This window comes from Klebsiella sp. Sb-30, assembly GCF_057652795.1.
The window spans coordinates 2246517-2261398 of sequence record NZ_CM172749.1 but is presented as its reverse complement, the minus strand read 5'-3'; the positions used below and the strand labels follow the sequence as shown (position 1 = coordinate 2261398).

General features: G+C 59.1%; 12 protein-coding genes. 3 read left to right on the top strand and 9 right to left on the bottom strand.

Annotation, left to right across the window (positions count from 1 at the left end; all coding sequences use genetic code 11):
• Positions 1–205: 205 nt before the first annotated feature.
• Positions 206–2356: a formate dehydrogenase subunit alpha gene (fdhF, locus tag AC236I_RS10575; RefSeq protein ID WP_004863070.1), complete on the top strand. Its 2151-nt coding sequence runs from the start codon at positions 206–208 to the stop codon at positions 2354–2356.
• Between the two features lie 62 nt (positions 2357–2418).
• On the opposite strand, the gene AC236I_RS10570 is transcribed toward fdhF, so the two are convergent.
• The gene (locus tag AC236I_RS10570; RefSeq protein WP_004863074.1) at positions 2419–3576 is read right to left on the bottom strand and encodes a M20 aminoacylase family protein; all 1158 of its coding nucleotides are present in this window, start codon (positions 3574–3576) and stop codon (positions 2419–2421) included.
• Positions 3577–3865: 289 nt separating this feature from the next.
• On the opposite strand from AC236I_RS10570, the gene AC236I_RS10565 reads away from it, so the two are divergent.
• Complete coding sequence (locus tag AC236I_RS10565) at positions 3866–5068, top strand: MFS transporter (protein WP_004863077.1); 1203 nt, start codon at positions 3866–3868, stop codon at positions 5066–5068.
• Between the two features lie 57 nt (positions 5069–5125).
• Here AC236I_RS10565 and AC236I_RS10560 read toward each other — a convergent pair whose 3' ends face one another.
• The 8 genes from AC236I_RS10560 to AC236I_RS10525 all read right to left on the bottom strand — a co-directional run bounded on the left by AC236I_RS10560 (position 5126) and on the right by AC236I_RS10525 (position 12282).
• Positions 5126–5848, bottom strand: coding sequence for an amino acid ABC transporter ATP-binding protein (locus tag AC236I_RS10560; RefSeq protein ID WP_004863080.1), 723 nt, complete (start codon positions 5846–5848; stop codon positions 5126–5128).
• The gene (locus AC236I_RS10555; RefSeq protein WP_004863083.1) at positions 5835–6599 is read right to left on the bottom strand and encodes an amino acid ABC transporter permease; all 765 of its coding nucleotides are present in this window, start codon (positions 6597–6599) and stop codon (positions 5835–5837) included. The genes AC236I_RS10560 and AC236I_RS10555 overlap by 14 nt, the downstream gene beginning before the upstream one ends.
• A gap of 65 nt (positions 6600–6664) precedes the next feature.
• Positions 6665–7432 carry a basic amino acid ABC transporter substrate-binding protein gene (locus AC236I_RS10550; RefSeq protein ID WP_004863087.1) on the bottom strand — a complete coding sequence of 256 codons (768 nt, stop codon included), beginning with the start codon at positions 7430–7432 and terminating at the stop codon, positions 6665–6667.
• Positions 7433–7527: 95 nt separating this feature from the next.
• Positions 7528–8427: a MurR/RpiR family transcriptional regulator gene (locus AC236I_RS10545; RefSeq protein ID WP_004863091.1), complete on the bottom strand. Its 900-nt coding sequence runs from the start codon at positions 8425–8427 to the stop codon at positions 7528–7530.
• Positions 8424–9377, bottom strand: a complete 954-nt coding sequence (locus AC236I_RS10540; RefSeq protein WP_004863094.1) for an iron-siderophore ABC transporter substrate-binding protein — start codon at positions 9375–9377, stop codon at positions 8424–8426. Before AC236I_RS10540 ends, AC236I_RS10545 begins: the two co-directional genes overlap by 4 nt.
• A 15-nt stretch (positions 9378–9392) precedes the next feature.
• Positions 9393–10445 (bottom strand): FecCD family ABC transporter permease, encoded by a 1053-nt coding sequence (locus AC236I_RS10535; protein WP_137055883.1) that lies wholly within the window; start codon positions 10443–10445, stop codon positions 9393–9395.
• Positions 10442–11464: a FecCD family ABC transporter permease gene (locus AC236I_RS10530; protein ID WP_104895227.1), complete on the bottom strand. Its 1023-nt coding sequence runs from the start codon at positions 11462–11464 to the stop codon at positions 10442–10444. Before AC236I_RS10530 ends, AC236I_RS10535 begins: the two co-directional genes overlap by 4 nt.
• Entirely contained in the window at positions 11461–12282 is an 822-nt protein-coding gene (locus AC236I_RS10525) for an ABC transporter ATP-binding protein (RefSeq protein ID WP_071359544.1), read from the bottom strand. The genes AC236I_RS10530 and AC236I_RS10525 overlap by 4 nt, the downstream gene beginning before the upstream one ends.
• A gap of 516 nt (positions 12283–12798) precedes the next feature.
• Between AC236I_RS10525 and AC236I_RS10520 the strand changes: the two genes are divergently transcribed.
• Positions 12799–14868 (top strand): TonB-dependent siderophore receptor, encoded by a 2070-nt coding sequence (locus AC236I_RS10520; protein WP_086817543.1) that lies wholly within the window; start codon positions 12799–12801, stop codon positions 14866–14868.
• Positions 14869–14882: the final 14 nt, after the last annotated feature.

The window sequence follows — 14882 nt, the reverse complement described above, 5'->3', positions numbered from 1 at the left end:
CGTCATCGTCATTAGTGACGACATCACGACGACACCTCCGCAGCACGAATTAATCCCCTTATATATCAACGCATTAATTTTGGCACAACTTCTGCATACCGCTCCTGCCTTCCGCTTGCATCGCGGCGAAAGGATTCCATGACGATGGCGGGCCGGGCCCGGCCTGACCATCGATCTTCATTCACTGTTAACAGGTCTGTTACTGATGAAAAAAATCACAAGCGTTTGCCCTTATTGCGGGGCGGGTTGCAAACTCAAGCTGGTTGTCGATAACAATAAAATTATCCGTGCGGAAGCCGCCGATGGGGTGACCAATCAGAATCAGCTGTGCCTCAAAGGGTATTACGGATGGGATTTTCTTAATGATACTCAGCTGCTTACCCCACGCCTGAAGCAGCCGATGATTCGCTACCAGAAAGGGGGGAAACTCACCCCGGTCAGCTGGGACGAGGCGATTCGCTATACGGCTAAAAAACTCCGGGAGATTAAAGAACAGTATGGCCCGCGCGCGATTATGACGACCGGTTCGTCTCGCGGTACCGGGAATGAAACCAACTATGTGATGCAGAAATTTGCCCGGGCGGTGTTAAACACCAACAACGTCGACTGCTGCGCCCGCGTGTGTCACGGTCCGTCGGTAGCGGGTCTGCAGGTGGCGCTGGGTAACGGCGCGATGAGCAACTCCATCAGCGATATTGAACACTCAAAATGTCTGCTGGTCTTTGGCTACAACTGCGCCGATTCCCACCCTATCGTCGCCCGTCGGGTGATTAAAGCGCGCGAAAACGGCGCGAAAATCATCGTCTGCGATCCGCGACGAATTGAAACCGCCCGCATTGCCGATCGCCACCTGCAGCTCAACAACGGCAGCAATATGGCGCTGGTCAACGCCTTCGGCCACGTTCTGCTGGAAGAAGATCTCTATAACCATGATTACGTCGAACGCTTTACCGAAGGGCTGGACGCCTACCGTGAGGCGGTGAAAGCCTACTCGCCTGAAGCGGTGGAAGCGGTCACCGGCGTCCCGGCGCAAGAGGTACGTCAGGCGGTGAGAATGTTTGCCGCCGCGCCGTCGGCCACGATTATGTGGGGCATGGGCGTTACGCAGTTCGGCCAGGCGGTCGACGTGGTGAAAGGCCTGGCCAGCCTGGCTCTGCTGACCGGTAATCTCGGCCGGGAACATGTCGGCGTCGGCCCGGTGCGCGGGCAGAATAACGTCCAGGGGGCCTGCGACATGGGCGTGCTGCCGAATCTGTTCCCCGGCTATCAGGAGGTGACCGATCCCAACGTCCGCGCCAAATTTGCCGAGGCCTGGGGGATCGACCCGGCCATAATGGATGACAAAGTCGGCACCCGTATTACCGAAGTTCCGCATAAAGCGCTGAGCGGGGAGATCAAAGCCTACTACATCATGGGGGAAGACCCGCTGCAGACCGAAGCCGATCTGGGACTGGTGCGTAAGGGCATCGAGGCGCTGGATTTTGTCGTGGTGCAGGATATTTTCATGACCAAAACCGCCGAAATAGCCGACGTGCTGCTGCCGGCCACCTCCTGGGGCGAACACGGCGGCGTCTTCACCTGCGCCGATCGCGGTTTTCAGCGCTTCGAAAAAGCCATCCCGGCCCCGGGCAACGTAAAACGCGACTGGGAGATCATCAGCCTGCTGGCCAGCGAAATGGGCTATCCGATGCATTACGACGACAACCAGCAAATCTGGGACGAAATGCGCGAACTGTGCCCGCTGTTCTACGGCGTCACCTATGAAAAAATGGGCGATATGAACCACGTGCAGTGGCCGTGTCCGACGCTCGAACATCCCGGCACGCCTTGGCTGTATAAAGGAAACCGCTTTGATACCCCGTCGGGGAAAGGTCAGCTGTTTGCCGCGCCGTGGCGTGCGCCGGCGGAGACCCCGGATGCCGACTATCCGCTGGTGCTCTGTACCGTGCGCGAAGTCGGCCACTATTCGTGCCGCTCGATGACCGGCAACTGCGCGGCGTTGCAATCCCTTGCCGATGAGCCCGGTCGCGTGCAGATAAGCCGCGCCGACGCCGACCGGCTGGGGATCGCCGATCGGCAGCTGGTGTGGGTGAGCTCGCGTCGCGGAAAAGTGATTACCCGCGCGGATATCAGCGATCGTATTAACCACGGTGCCGTCTATATGACCTACCAGTGGTGGGTCGGTGCCTGCAATGAGCTGACTCAGGACAACCTCGACCCGGTCTCGAAAACGCCGGAAACCAAATATTGCGCGGTGAAGATAGAAGCCATCAAGGACCAGCTCTGGGCAGAGCAGTTTGCCTGGCGCGCCTACAGTGACATGAAAGCGCGCCTGAAGGCGGCAGTAAACGCCTGAGTGTTGGGGGAGAGGCATCGCCTCTCCCTTTCACGGCGATCGCAACAGGTTCCGCCGTGGCGTCAGCCCGCCGGCAGCAGTTTTTCCACCAGCGCCGTCCACAGCGTCACGCCGTGTTCAATCAGATCGTCGTTAAAATCATAGCCGGCATTATGCAGCGGTTTCGACGGCGTTTCGCCATCGGTACCGATCCAGAAATAGGCGCCAGGGCAGGCCTCCAGCATGCAGGCAAAATCCTCCGACGCCATCGACGGCGCGATCTGCCCGCTCACCGCCGCCTCGCCCAGTACCGCCACCGCCGCCTCGCGCACCTTTAGCGCCTCCGCGCGATGGTTTTTGGTCACCGGATAGCCGGGATACCAGGCAATGCTCCCCTGCACGTCGGAGACCTGCGGCTGCGTACTGACATAGTGCGCAATCAGCCCTTTCACTCGTTCACGCACCCGGTTGCTCAGGCAGCGGAAGGTGCCGCGCAGCACCACTTTGTCCGGTAAAACGTTAATCGCTTCACCGCCGTTAATCTGGGTAATGCTGACGACCGCCGACTCTTGCGGCGACAGGCGACGCGAGGGGATCGTCTGCAGGGCCATAATCAGCTGCGCGGCGGCGACAATCGGATCGGCGCCGCTTTCCGGCATCGCCGCATGGCAGCTTTTGCCGGTCAGGGTGATTTCAAACGCATCCAGCGAGGCCATCATCGGCCCTTCGTTAACCGCCACGTGCCCCAGCGGCAGCCCGGGCCAGTTATGCAGCGCGTAGATACCGTCCATCGGGAAACGTTCAAATAGCCCCTCTTCCACCATCTTGCGCGCACCGCCGAGGTTCTCCTCGGCCGGTTGAAAAACAAAATGCACCGTCCCGCGAAAGCGGCGAGTCTGCGTCAGATGCGCGGCGGCGGCCAGCAACATAGCAGTATGACCATCGTGGCCGCAGGCGTGCATCACGCCCGGATTACGGGACTTGTAGCTGACGTCACCCAGTTCAGTAATCGGCAGCGCGTCCATATCGGCGCGCAGGCCGATAACCGGCCCGGGGCCGTTCTCCAGGGTGGCCACCACCCCGGTCCCTGCCAGCCCGCTATGCACCTGCAGGCCAAAAGATGTCAATAATTCAGCGACGCGACGCGAGGTTTTCTGTTCCTGGTAGCCCAGCTCCGGGCAGGCATGAAAATCACGACGCCAGCGGATGGCCTCGGCGATCGATGAAGGCGATACTGCCATGTGTTACTCCTTTCCTGCACAGCATCAACGCTGAACGAGTATGAAATCGGGATACATTTTATGCATGCGCCCGTCGCTGGCGGAATGCCCTCTTCGTTATATCCTTTCGCCAGCGCGCTGACAACACTCCCCGGAGGCCCGAACGGCGCGTTTTGCCGGGTGCCCGCACCCGCGTATCAATATTAGTAGTCATTTCAACGGTGACAGCGCGCATACGATTAATTAATATTCAGGGTCGTCGGCACTTTGCCGGATTATCCACCTGTTGACTTCCGTTATCGGGAATAAAATGTTTAACCCAGACCAGAATCGCCTTGCCCCCACGCTGGCGATGATTATGGCCGCGTCATTAGTGGGATTTATCACCGGTTATACGGTGCCTTTAATCAGCCTTGAACTTGCGCAGCAGCAGATAGACACGGTCTATGTCGGCCTGCTGGCCGCACTGCCGCCGGCGGGGATGATGCTCTCGTCGTTTCTCTCGCCCGCGCTGTGCCGTCGTTTTGAGATGGGCACCCTGCTCACGGCCAACCTGATCCTGCTGGCGCTCGCCACCATCGCCTCCTGTCTGACCGTCGATCTGCTGCCGCTGCTGCTGCCGCGCTTTCTGACCGGTATCGCCTCCGGGGTGATCATCGTGCTTGGCGAAAGCTGGATAACCGGCGGCGCGGCGGGTAAAAACCGCGCGACGCTGACCGGTATTTACGCCTCGGCATTCACCGGCTGCCAGCTGGCCGGGCCGCTGCTGATCTCTGCCGGCGCCGATTATCAAATCTGGGTGCTATTGGCCGTCGTCGGTCTGACCGCAGCCTGTCTGTTGATGCTGCGCCATCTGCCGAGCGGAAGTCGCGAAAGCCTCTCTGAACGCGCCAGCTGGCGTAGCCTGGGCGCGTTTTTACCGGTTCTGGCGTCCGGCGTCTTCTGCTTCGCCTTCTTCGACGCCAGCATTCTGGCGCTGCTGCCGCTCTACGGGATGGATAAAGGGCTGAACGAAGCGATGGCGGTCCTGCTGGTGACCATTGTGCTAACCGGCGATGCCTTCTTCCAGGCGCCGCTGGGCTGGGTGGCCGACAAATTTGGTATCCGCCGCGTGCATCTGAGCTGCGCGGCGGTGTTTTGCCTCGCCCTGGTGGCGCTGCCATTCCTGCTGGCGTCGCCTGTACAGCTCATTGTCGGGTGTCTGATCCTTGGCGCGGCGGCGGGGGCGCTATATACGCTCTCGCTGGTGCGCGCCGGTAAAACCTTCAGCGGGCAGAAGCTTATTATGATCAACGCGCTGCTGGGCTTTTTCTGGTCGGCGGGCAGCGTTGCCGGGCCGGTTGTCAGTAGCCTGCTGATCAGCGTCTCCGGCTATGATGGCCTGCTGATCGCCCTGCTGGCCTGCGGAGTGTTGTTCCTGCTGATTCAGTGCCTGGGGAAAACGGAGAAAGCGCTGCTGGCGAATGAACGCCAGGACCGCGATGACGACGATGCTCAGACTGAAACCGCCTGAGATGCGACGGCAAGCGCCATCAGCGGATGTTCCCTGATGGCGCGCCGTCGTACGGTATTATAGTACCTTGCTTAAAAAGGCCGCGGTGCGCGGATTGACCGGAGCGGTAAAAATCTGCTCTGGTCTCCCCTCTTCCTGAATAATGCCCTGATCGATAAAGATAACCCGGTCAGCCACTTCACGGGCAAAGCCCATCTCGTGCGTGACGATAACCATCGTCATCCCTTCGCTGGCGAGATTTTTCATCACTTCCAGCACGTCGCCCACCAGCTCGGGGTCCAGCGCAGAGGTCGGCTCATCAAACAGCATAATCGAAGGCTTCATCGCCAGCGCGCGGGCAATGGCCACCCGCTGTTGCTGGCCGCCGGAGAGACTGGAGGGCCAGGCGTCACGCTTATCGCTTAATCCAACCTTCGCCAACAGCTCCTCCGCCAGCAGCACCGCCTGCGAACGGCTCACGCCGTGCAGGTTGACTGGCGCCATGATCAGATTTTCCAGCACCGTCATATGGGGGAACAGATTAAAGCGCTGAAATACCATGCCAACGCTTTCCCGCATCTTGTTCAGATCGGTGCTGCGGTCGTGGGCGGCAAAGCCGTTGACTTCGACGATGCCTTCGCTGACGCTTTCCAGCGCATTCATACAGCGCAGGAACGTGCTTTTTCCGGAACCCGACGGCCCGATAATACAGACCACTTCCTGCGGTTTAATATCGCAGCTGATGCCCCGCAGTACGTGGCTGTCGCCGAAACGTTTGTGCAGATTATTAATGTGAATCACTTTTGCCAAACCTCTTTTCCAGACGGTTAACCAGCTGCGCCAGCAGGAAGGTAATGACCCAGTAGACCAGAGAAATGGTCAGGTAGGGTTCCCAGTAGGTGGCATAGGCGCCGGACACGGTACGCGCGGCATAGGCCAGATCGGCAAGACCAATCGCCGAAGCCAGCGAAGAGTCTTTGACGATGGCAATGGCATTGTTCCCCAGCGGCGGCAGGATCCGCCGAAAGGCCTGCGGCAGAATCACCTGGCGCATGGTTTTCCACCACGGCATCCCCAGCGCGCGTGAGGCTTCCATCTGCCCCTTATCAATCGACTGAATCCCGGCGCGGAAGATTTCCGAGACATAGGCCCCGGCATTAAGGGTAATGGCCACGATACAGGAGAGAAACGCGCCGTAGTTAGAACGCAGTTCGCGGGCGAAATCGGCGCTCATCAGCCCATGGCTGACCAGCAGACCGTCACGCGGGTTGATAAACAGCGGCACCAGCGCGAAGTGCACCACCATAATCTGCACAAACAGCGGGGTGCCGCGAAACGCGCTGACGTAAACGCGCACCGGATACTGCACCAGATAGCGCAGCACATATTTCCACGCGCCGTGTTCCGCTTTCGCCATACGCCCAAGGCCCAGCGTCAGGCCCCACAGAGTACCGAGGATCACGCAGATAATGGTACATTTAATGGTCATCAAGGCGCCGTCCATAAACAGCGGACCGTACTCCTCGATGATCTCCCAACGGAATCCCGTCATAGTGCTTCCCTAAAAAATACGGCTATCGCACGCGTCGATAGCCGTCATGAAAACCAAAAGATGAATTATTGCGCAGGCAGCGTCGGGACGTTGTCGTCAAACCAGGTTTTATAGATTTTGGCGTAGGTGCCGTCGGCGACGATTTTCTTCAGACCGGCGTTGATTTTCGCCTGCAGCTCAGCGTTGCCTTTGGCCACCGCAATACCGAAATACTGACGTTCAAACCTGGCGTCCGGCACCAGCCTGAACTGCTTCTCCGGGTGCTGTTTGATGTAGTATTTCACCACGCCCACATCGCCCACCGCCGCGCTGACGCCGTCTTCAAACAGCTCCTGCAGCATCAGCGGGGTATTATCAAAACGCTTAATAGAGGTGCTGTTTTTACCCAGCACATCAGAGACCACGATATCGCCGGTGCTGGAGTTCACCACGCCGACCTTCTCACTCTTCAGCGCTGCCAGGGAGGTCACTTTGGAGTCTGCCGGCACCACGATGGACTGTTCAGCCGGGAAGTAAGGAGCGGAAAAATCAACCATCTGTTTACGCTTATCGGTGATGGTTATCCCGGAGATAATGATGTCGCGGTCGCCGGAGCCGAGAGTGGCGAAGATCCCTTCCCACGGGGTATTCACCAGCTTGATATTAAAGTTTTCCGCTTTGGCGATCGCTTTGATGATATCGATATCAAAACCTTCCAGCTGCTTCTGGCTGTTTTCATATTCAAACGGGCGGTAGGTCCCGCCGGAACCGACAACGTACGTCTCCTGTGCCGCCTGCGCGCTCCCTGCCAGAGCCACCAACAGACAGCACGCCTTCATCCATTTTCCCATCATGACAACCTCTTTTTATGCATTAATTTTGCATAAAAATACACATCATCACGATTACTTGCAACAGGAAACCTTTCAGCCTGTGAATTATCGCGTACTTAGCTGCGTTTACCGCCGGATTTACCAATCGCTTTATGCAGTTCGTTAATGCGCTTCATTGATTTCATGGTCCGCTGCGGCGTGGTGGTCGCCACCGACAGCACCAGCATTTCGAGACAGACCAGCACCGTACCGTGCAGCGGTACCCGGCCGTTATCGCCGCCGCGCGGAACGTCGATCACCACCTGCGCCTCCTGGCTGAAGCGTGAGTCCACCGCCTGGGTTAACAAAATCGTCGGGATCCCCAGCCGCCGGGCTTCACGCAGCGCGGTCATCCCTTCGCGATGCGGCGATTTTTGTCCCATCATAATCATCACATCGCCGCGCTGCAGACCGATCAGCTGCTCGGCAAGGCTGAAGCCGGTGCGGTTGAGCACGCTGGACGGTAATCCGATACGGCTGAACAGCCTGCCGGTGTACTCCGCCAGAATCCCCGATGCCCCGATGCCGAAAATCGCCACCTGCCGTGCCTCGCTGAGTAGCGCTACCGCCTGGGCGACGGCGGCGCGATTGGTGGGGCGAGAGAGCACTTCACAGGCGCGTTGATGGCCCTCCAGCACAAAATCAATGCTCGAATTCACATCGCAGGAGAGCGCATTCACCGTTGACAGCATCTTCTCCGATGAGGTGATGGAGGGGCCGAACCAGCGCTCCATGGTCTGCTTCAGTTCGCGCAGGCCGGCAAAGCCCAGCGCCTGAATGGCCCGCACCACCGTGGCATCCGAAGTCTGAGTCGCCGCGGCGATCTCCATCGCCGTGCGCTCCAGCACCACTTCCCGGTTTTCGTTGATATAGCTGACGACCGCCAGCAGCCGCGGCGAGAGCTGGTGCGCCCGGGCGCGAAAGCGTTCGCCGAACAGGTCGACCCGCCCTTTCTCTCTTTTTACCGGGGTTTTCATTTCAGCTCCGCCGGCAGCGGCCGACCGGCAATGTGCGACTGCACCTGTGCCACCATCAGGGTCAGAGCGGCAAAGGAGTTGGAGATAACCTCCTCACGCGGCAGCAGGATATAGCGACCGGTGCGGCAGGCACGCATAAAGTCGCACCAGCCGGGCATCACCCCTTCCATCGCCTGCAGCTCCTCCTGCGGTTTACCGCCGGTATCCGAGCGCCAGGTAGCAAAAACAAAATCTGCATCCAGCTCCGGCAGCTGTTCGGCGCTGACGTCAATACGTTGGCCGTCAGGGATCTTGTCGATCAACGGCGGAAAACGAAACCCGGCGTCGCGCAGTACCCGTCCCAGCGCGTGGTAAGAGTGGTGAACGGTGACTTTGCCATTGTTGGCCTGAATAACCGACACCGTGATGTTGCGGGTATCCACCATCGCTTTGAGCTGGGCTATCTGCGTCTGATAGCGGCGCTCAAGAATGGCCAGCCGCGCTTCGCTGCCGGTGAGCTGCGCCAGCTTGCTGTAAATTCGCGGCGCGCTGCCCTGCAGATGGTCAATGCTGACCGTCGGTGCAATCTTCGCCAGCTGTTCCACAGAGACGTGGCGACTCGGTTCGGTAATAATCAGATCCGGCTTCGCCGCTGCAACGGCTTCGAGGTCAATATCCGCGGTGCCGATAAACTGAATCGCGCTGTTATCAAAATCGACCCCGGTCAGCTGGGCGCTGGAGCGCAGATAGTGGCTACCGTCGGGGCGGGTGCGCCCGTGGCTGGCCACCGGCGGCACGCCAAGCTCAATCAGCGGAATCGTGATATCCAGGTCGTGCATCGAGACGATACGCTGCGGATGCAGCGGCACCGTCACCACCCGCCCTAAATCATCAGTAAACGTTTGTGTTTGACGCTCGGCGGCGCCGGTCACGCCCGCCGCTAACAACAGCAAAGAAATAAGCCAACGCATAGCAACCCTTCTACATTACAGGGCGTCACGACGACGCCACAGCAGCAAGATAAAAAACGGACACCCCACCAGCGCAATAACAATTCCGGCCGGAATTTGCAGCGGCGCGAAGGCCAGACGGCCGAGAGTATCGGTAAACAGCACCAGCAGCGCGCCAATCAACGCGCTGCCGCACAGGAGCGACACCTGACCACCGCGCAGCAGAAAGCGTGCCATGTGCGGCGCCATCAGCCCCACAAAACCAAGGCTACCGACGCAGGAGACGCTGGCGGAGGTGAGCAGCACCGGCGCAAAAAAGCGCAGCAGGGTCAGCTGCTGCAGGCGTACGCCGAGTCCCACGGCGGTACGGTCGCCAAGCAGCGCCACATCTGCCGCCCGGGCGGTCAGAAACAGAATCAATGTCCCCGGCAACGCCCACAAAAAGGCCACCAGCAGCAGCGTCCAGGTTGCCGCATGCAGACTGCCGGCAAGCCAGATCATCGCCGTTTGCACATCGCGCACATCGGCGGTGGTCATAAAAATGCCGACCGCCGCCGCCAGCGTCCAGGAGACGCCGATACCGATCAGAATGAAGCGCGGCCGCGAGCAATCCCGGGCCAGAACCAGCACCAGCAGCGCCACCAGCGCCCCGCCGAGAATGCCCGCCAGCGGCCGCCAGACCAGCCCGACGGCGGGAAAGAACAGAATCAACGCCAGCACGACCACGCTGGCCCCTTCTTTGACGCCAATCAGCCCCGGATCCGCCAGTCCGTTTCGGGTGATGCTCTGCATCGCCGCCCCCGCCAGCCCGAGCATGGCGCCGCACAGCAGCGCCATCAGCAGCCTGGGAAGGCGAATATCAAACAGGATAAAGCGTGACTGGTCGCCAACATTTTCCGGGGCAAAGAGCGCACGCGCCAGGGTACCGGCAGGCAGCGGGAAGCTGCCGCGCGTCAGGCCAAAGCTTGCCAGAAGCAGAATGGCAATAATCAGCACCGCGGCGATGTTCAGCGCCTCAGGGCGCAGGAGCAGATGGCAGCTCCCCGCGCGAAGGGGCCGGAAACCGGCACGGCGCACCGCGTTTTTCATTTAAAAAACCTCGCCGCGATAAAGATAAATACCGGAGCGCCAACCAGCGCAGTCATCGCCCCGGTCGCCAGCTCCTGCGGCGCCACCAGGGTGCGGGCGGCGATATCCGCAAACAGCAGCACCAGCGCCCCGACCGGCGCCGCCAGCGGCAGCGCCAGACGAATATCTTCGCTGATCAGGCGACGAATAACGTGTGGCACCACCAGTCCGACAAAACCGATCGGCCCGGCGACCGCCACTGCCGCACCGCACAGTAGCGCAATGGCACCCAGCCCCAGCAGTCGGGTCTGAAGAATGTTCACCCCCAGCCCCAGCGCCACCTTGTCGCCCAGCGCCAGAACGTTCAGGCGAGGCGCGATAAGCAGCGCGAGCAGGCCACCGGCCAGCGCCGGAAGCGTCGCCGATCGTAAAACTGGCCAGTTGAGTCCGGCAAGATCGCCTGCCAGCCACGTGCGCATCGCCAGCAGCGTTTGTTCATCCAGAATCAGGATCGCGGCGGTGACCGCCGAGGCAAAGGCGGAGAGCGCCACGCCACAGAGCGTGATGCGTAGCGGCGTCGCCCCGCCGCGCCCGGAGGTCGCCAGCAGCATGACGCCGCCAAACAGCAGCGCAGCGCCGGCGGCGGCAATCAGCGGGCGACCTGACGTCATTCCGCTCAGACCCAGCGCCGATGTTGCGACTACCGCCAGTGAGGCGCCGGCATTAAGCCCCAGAATATGCGGTTCCCCCAACGGGTTACGAATCACCGTCTGCAGCAGCACTCCGGCGACGCCCAGCGCCGCGCCGGTCAACAGCGCCGCGGCGAGGCGAACCAGACGCAGCTCGACAATAATCCGCTGGTCAAAATTACGTGGATCGTAGTGAACCAGCGCCTGGAGCACCGTCTCCGGCGCAATCCAGCGAGCCCCCAGTCCCAGCTGCACCACCGAACCGACAATCAGCAGCAGCGTCAGGAGCGCGAGCGCGCGTTTTGGCCGCGCCTGGCGGCGGCGGTGCAACAGCAGCGCGGAGGCGCTCATTGGGCTTCCTCCTGCCGCGCGCGAAAGGGCATAAAAAAGGGTTTACCGGTCTGCGGGTTGAGCGACATCTGGACCTCAACGTCAAACACGGTTTTGATCAGCTCCGGGGTACAGCTGGCGTTTTCGTCCACGACCCCGGCAATACGCCCTTTCTTGAGGAACACCAGGATATCGGCATAGTTCACCGCAAAGTTAAGGTCGTGCAGCACAGTGACCACCGTGCGTCCATGGTCACGGGTCAGGGTTTGCAGCAGTTCGAGGATATCGACCTGATAGCGCAAATCGAGCCAGGTGGTCGGCTCGTCCAGCAGAATCGTCGGCGTTTCCTGCGCCAGCGCCATCGCAATCCAGCAGCGCTGGCGCTGGCCACCGGAGAGGCTGTCTACCGGCAGATGGGCAAATTCGGCGGTGCCGGTCAACGCCATCGCCTCTTCTACCGCCCGCTCGTCGGCATCTGACCACTGGCGCATCAATCCCTGCCAGGGGTAGCGACCGCGGGAAACCAGCTCAAAGACCGTTAATCCTTCGGGAGTGAGCGGCGACTGAGGCAGAATCCCCAGCTGACGTGAAACCGCCCGGGTCGGCATAGTGTGAATCGTCTGACCATCCAGACGCACGCTGCCGCCAAGCGGTTTCAGCATGCGGGCAATCGTCGACAGCAAGGTAGATTTACCGGAGCCGTTAGCCCCGGCCAGTACCGTCATTTTACCGTGAGGGATCGTCAACTGAATATCATCGACAATCAGGGTCTGGCCGTATCCGGCCGACAGGGAATCCAGCACGATTCCCTGCTCTGCAGGCATCACCCGCTGTGGCATAACTCGCTCCTGCGCCGCAACGGCGTGGCATCAGCCAGCACGTTCTGCACTCAAACAAAAATAAATCTCATTCTCTTTTGATCATGCTGCGGATGAATGTAGTAGTCAATACTCTGTTTTATCGGACATAAATTGCCTGCACCACCAGGATTCCTGCATAAAGAAGTTTAAATTTTTTACATAAAAAACAAAAAATTAGCTCAAAAAAACGGGTAAGAAAAAGCGCCGCAATCACCGATCCTGCAACGGTTAATTTTTTATCTTACATAACATTTACTACTACATTCTCTCGTGATTGAATGATTCTCAATTACATGTCTGAACGCAAATCATCGCGACCAACAGGCAGATAATATTTTTAAGGGCAATGATTTAATTGGCTTTTTCTGTCTGCAAAGGACAGATTCGTTCACGAGAAACAGACAAATGACGCGATCAACGATCCCTTTCACAACGCTGAAAGGGCGAGCTCTTTTTTCACTGATATTTTTGGGTTCTTTTACCTCACCGGGATTAATTGCAGCAGAAAACAGCGCCAGCAAAGAGAAAACGGCTGGCGACGAAACCATGACGGTGGTCGCCGCGGGTGCTCAGAGCGACACCAACGGCTATCAGCCGGTTGCCAGCTCAACGGCGACCCTGACGTCGATGCCGCTGTTGGATATTCCGCAGGTGGTAAATACCGTCAGCGACAAGGTGCTGGAAGATCAGCACGCCACTACCCTTGACGAGGCGCTGTATAACGTCGCCAACGTCGTCCAGACCAACACCCTCGGCGGGACCCAGGATGCCTTTACCCGCCGCGGTTTTGGCGCCAACCGCGACGGCTCAATCATGACCAACGGTCTGCGTACCGTTTTGCCGCGCAGCTTTAATGCCGCCACCGAACGCGTAGAAGTACTGAAAGGCCCGGCCTCCACGCTGTACGGCATTCTTGACCCCGGCGGATTGATTAACGTCGTCACGAAACGCCCGGAGAGAACCTTCGGCGGATCGATTTCCGCCACCTCCAGCAGCTTTGGCGGCGGTACCGGCCAGTTTGACGTCACCGGCCCCATCGAAGGCACGCGGCTGGCCTACCGGATCATCGGCGAGTACCAACATGAGGATTACTGGCGCAACTTTGGTAAAGAGAAAAGCAGCTTTATCGCCCCTTCCCTGACCTGGTTTGGCGACAGGGCGACGGTGAACGTGTCGTACTCCCATCGCGACTACAATACTCCGTTCGATCGCGGTACCATCTTCGATCTTAATACCGGTCATGCGGTCAACGTCGATCGGAAAACGCGCTTTGACGAGCCGTTTAACGTGACCGATGGTTATTCCGATCTGGCGCAGCTGAACGCCGAATATCGCCTGAACGATGCCTGGACCGCCCGCTTTGACTACAGTTACAGCCAGGATCACTACAACGATAACCAGGCCCGGGTGACGGCCTACGATTCGGCCACCGGCGATCTGACCCGCCGCGTTGACGCCACCCACGGCTCAACGCAGAAGATGCACACAACTCGCGCCGATTTACAGGGCAACGTGGTCGTCGGCGGGTTTTATAACGAAGTCCTCACCGGCATCGCCTATGAGAATTACGATCTGCTGCGCACCGATATGATCCGCTGTAAGAATGTGAAAGGGTTTAATATTTATAACCCGGTCTACGGCACTGTCGGCACCTGCAGCACCGTTTCGGACTCCGATAGCGATCAGCGTATTCAGCAGGAGAGCTACGCCGCCTACGTTCAGGATGCGCTCTATCTGACCGACAAGTGGATTGCCGTCGCCGGGATGCGCTATCAGTATTACACCCAGTACGCCGGCAAAGGGCGTCCGTTCAACGTCAACACCGACAGCAGCGACCAGAAATGGACGCCGAAATTTGGTCTGGTGTATAAGCTCACGCCAACCGTGTCGCTGTTCGGTAACGTGGCGCAGTCGTTTATGCCGCAGTCATCGATCGCCAGCTACATCGGCAATCTGCCGCCCGAAGAGTCTACATCCTATGAAGTGGGCGCCAAGTTCGATCTGTTAAGCGGTATCACCGCCAACATCGCGCTGTTTGATATCCATAAACGCAACGTGCTGTACACCGAAGCCGTCGGCGATGAGACTGTCGCCAAGACCGCCGGGAAAGTGCGTTCACGCGGCGTCGAGGTGGATCTGGCCGGTTCGATTACCGATAACCTGAGCGTGATCGCCAGCTACGGCTATACCGACGCGAAAGTGCTCGACGATCCTGACTATGCCGGTAAGCCGCTGCCCAACGTCCCGAAACACACCGGTTCGTTGTTCCTCAGCTACGACATCCATAACGTCTACGACAGCAATACGCTGACCGTCGGCGGCGGCGGTCGCGCGGTGAGCAAACGCTCCGGCACCAACGGCGCGGACTATTATCTGCAGGGCTACGCGGTCGCCGATGTCTTCGCCGCCTATAAGATGAAGCTGCAATATCCGGTGACGCTGCAGGTTAACGTGAAGAACCTGTTTGATAAGACCTACTACACCTCATCCATCGCCACAAACAACCTGGGCAATCAGATTGGCGATCCGCGGGAAGTGCAGTTTACGGTGAAAATGGACTTCTGATCGCATCACCACGC

What these genes read in the sequence shown, in the direction of transcription:
- fdhF (WP_004863070.1), top strand. Translation starts at nt 206, where the DNA reads ATGAAAAAAATCACAAGCGTTTGCCCTTATTGCGGGGCGGGTTGCAAA.
- AC236I_RS10570 (WP_004863074.1), bottom strand. Translation starts at nt 3,576, where the DNA reads ATGGCAGTATCGCCTTCATCGATCGCCGAGGCCATCCGCTGGCGTCGT.
- AC236I_RS10565 (WP_004863077.1), top strand. Translation starts at nt 3,866, where the DNA reads ATGTTTAACCCAGACCAGAATCGCCTTGCCCCCACGCTGGCGATGATT.
- AC236I_RS10555 (WP_004863083.1), bottom strand. Translation starts at nt 6,599, where the DNA reads ATGACGGGATTCCGTTGGGAGATCATCGAGGAGTACGGTCCGCTGTTT.
- AC236I_RS10550 (WP_004863087.1), bottom strand. Translation starts at nt 7,432, where the DNA reads ATGATGGGAAAATGGATGAAGGCGTGCTGTCTGTTGGTGGCTCTGGCA.
- AC236I_RS10545 (WP_004863091.1), bottom strand. Translation starts at nt 8,427, where the DNA reads ATGAAAACCCCGGTAAAAAGAGAGAAAGGGCGGGTCGACCTGTTCGGC.
- AC236I_RS10540 (WP_004863094.1), bottom strand. Translation starts at nt 9,377, where the DNA reads ATGCGTTGGCTTATTTCTTTGCTGTTGTTAGCGGCGGGCGTGACCGGC.
- AC236I_RS10535 (WP_137055883.1), bottom strand. Translation starts at nt 10,445, where the DNA reads ATGAAAAACGCGGTGCGCCGTGCCGGTTTCCGGCCCCTTCGCGCGGGG.
- AC236I_RS10530 (WP_104895227.1), bottom strand. Translation starts at nt 11,464, where the DNA reads ATGAGCGCCTCCGCGCTGCTGTTGCACCGCCGCCGCCAGGCGCGGCCA.
- AC236I_RS10525 (WP_071359544.1), bottom strand. Translation starts at nt 12,282, where the DNA reads ATGCCACAGCGGGTGATGCCTGCAGAGCAGGGAATCGTGCTGGATTCC.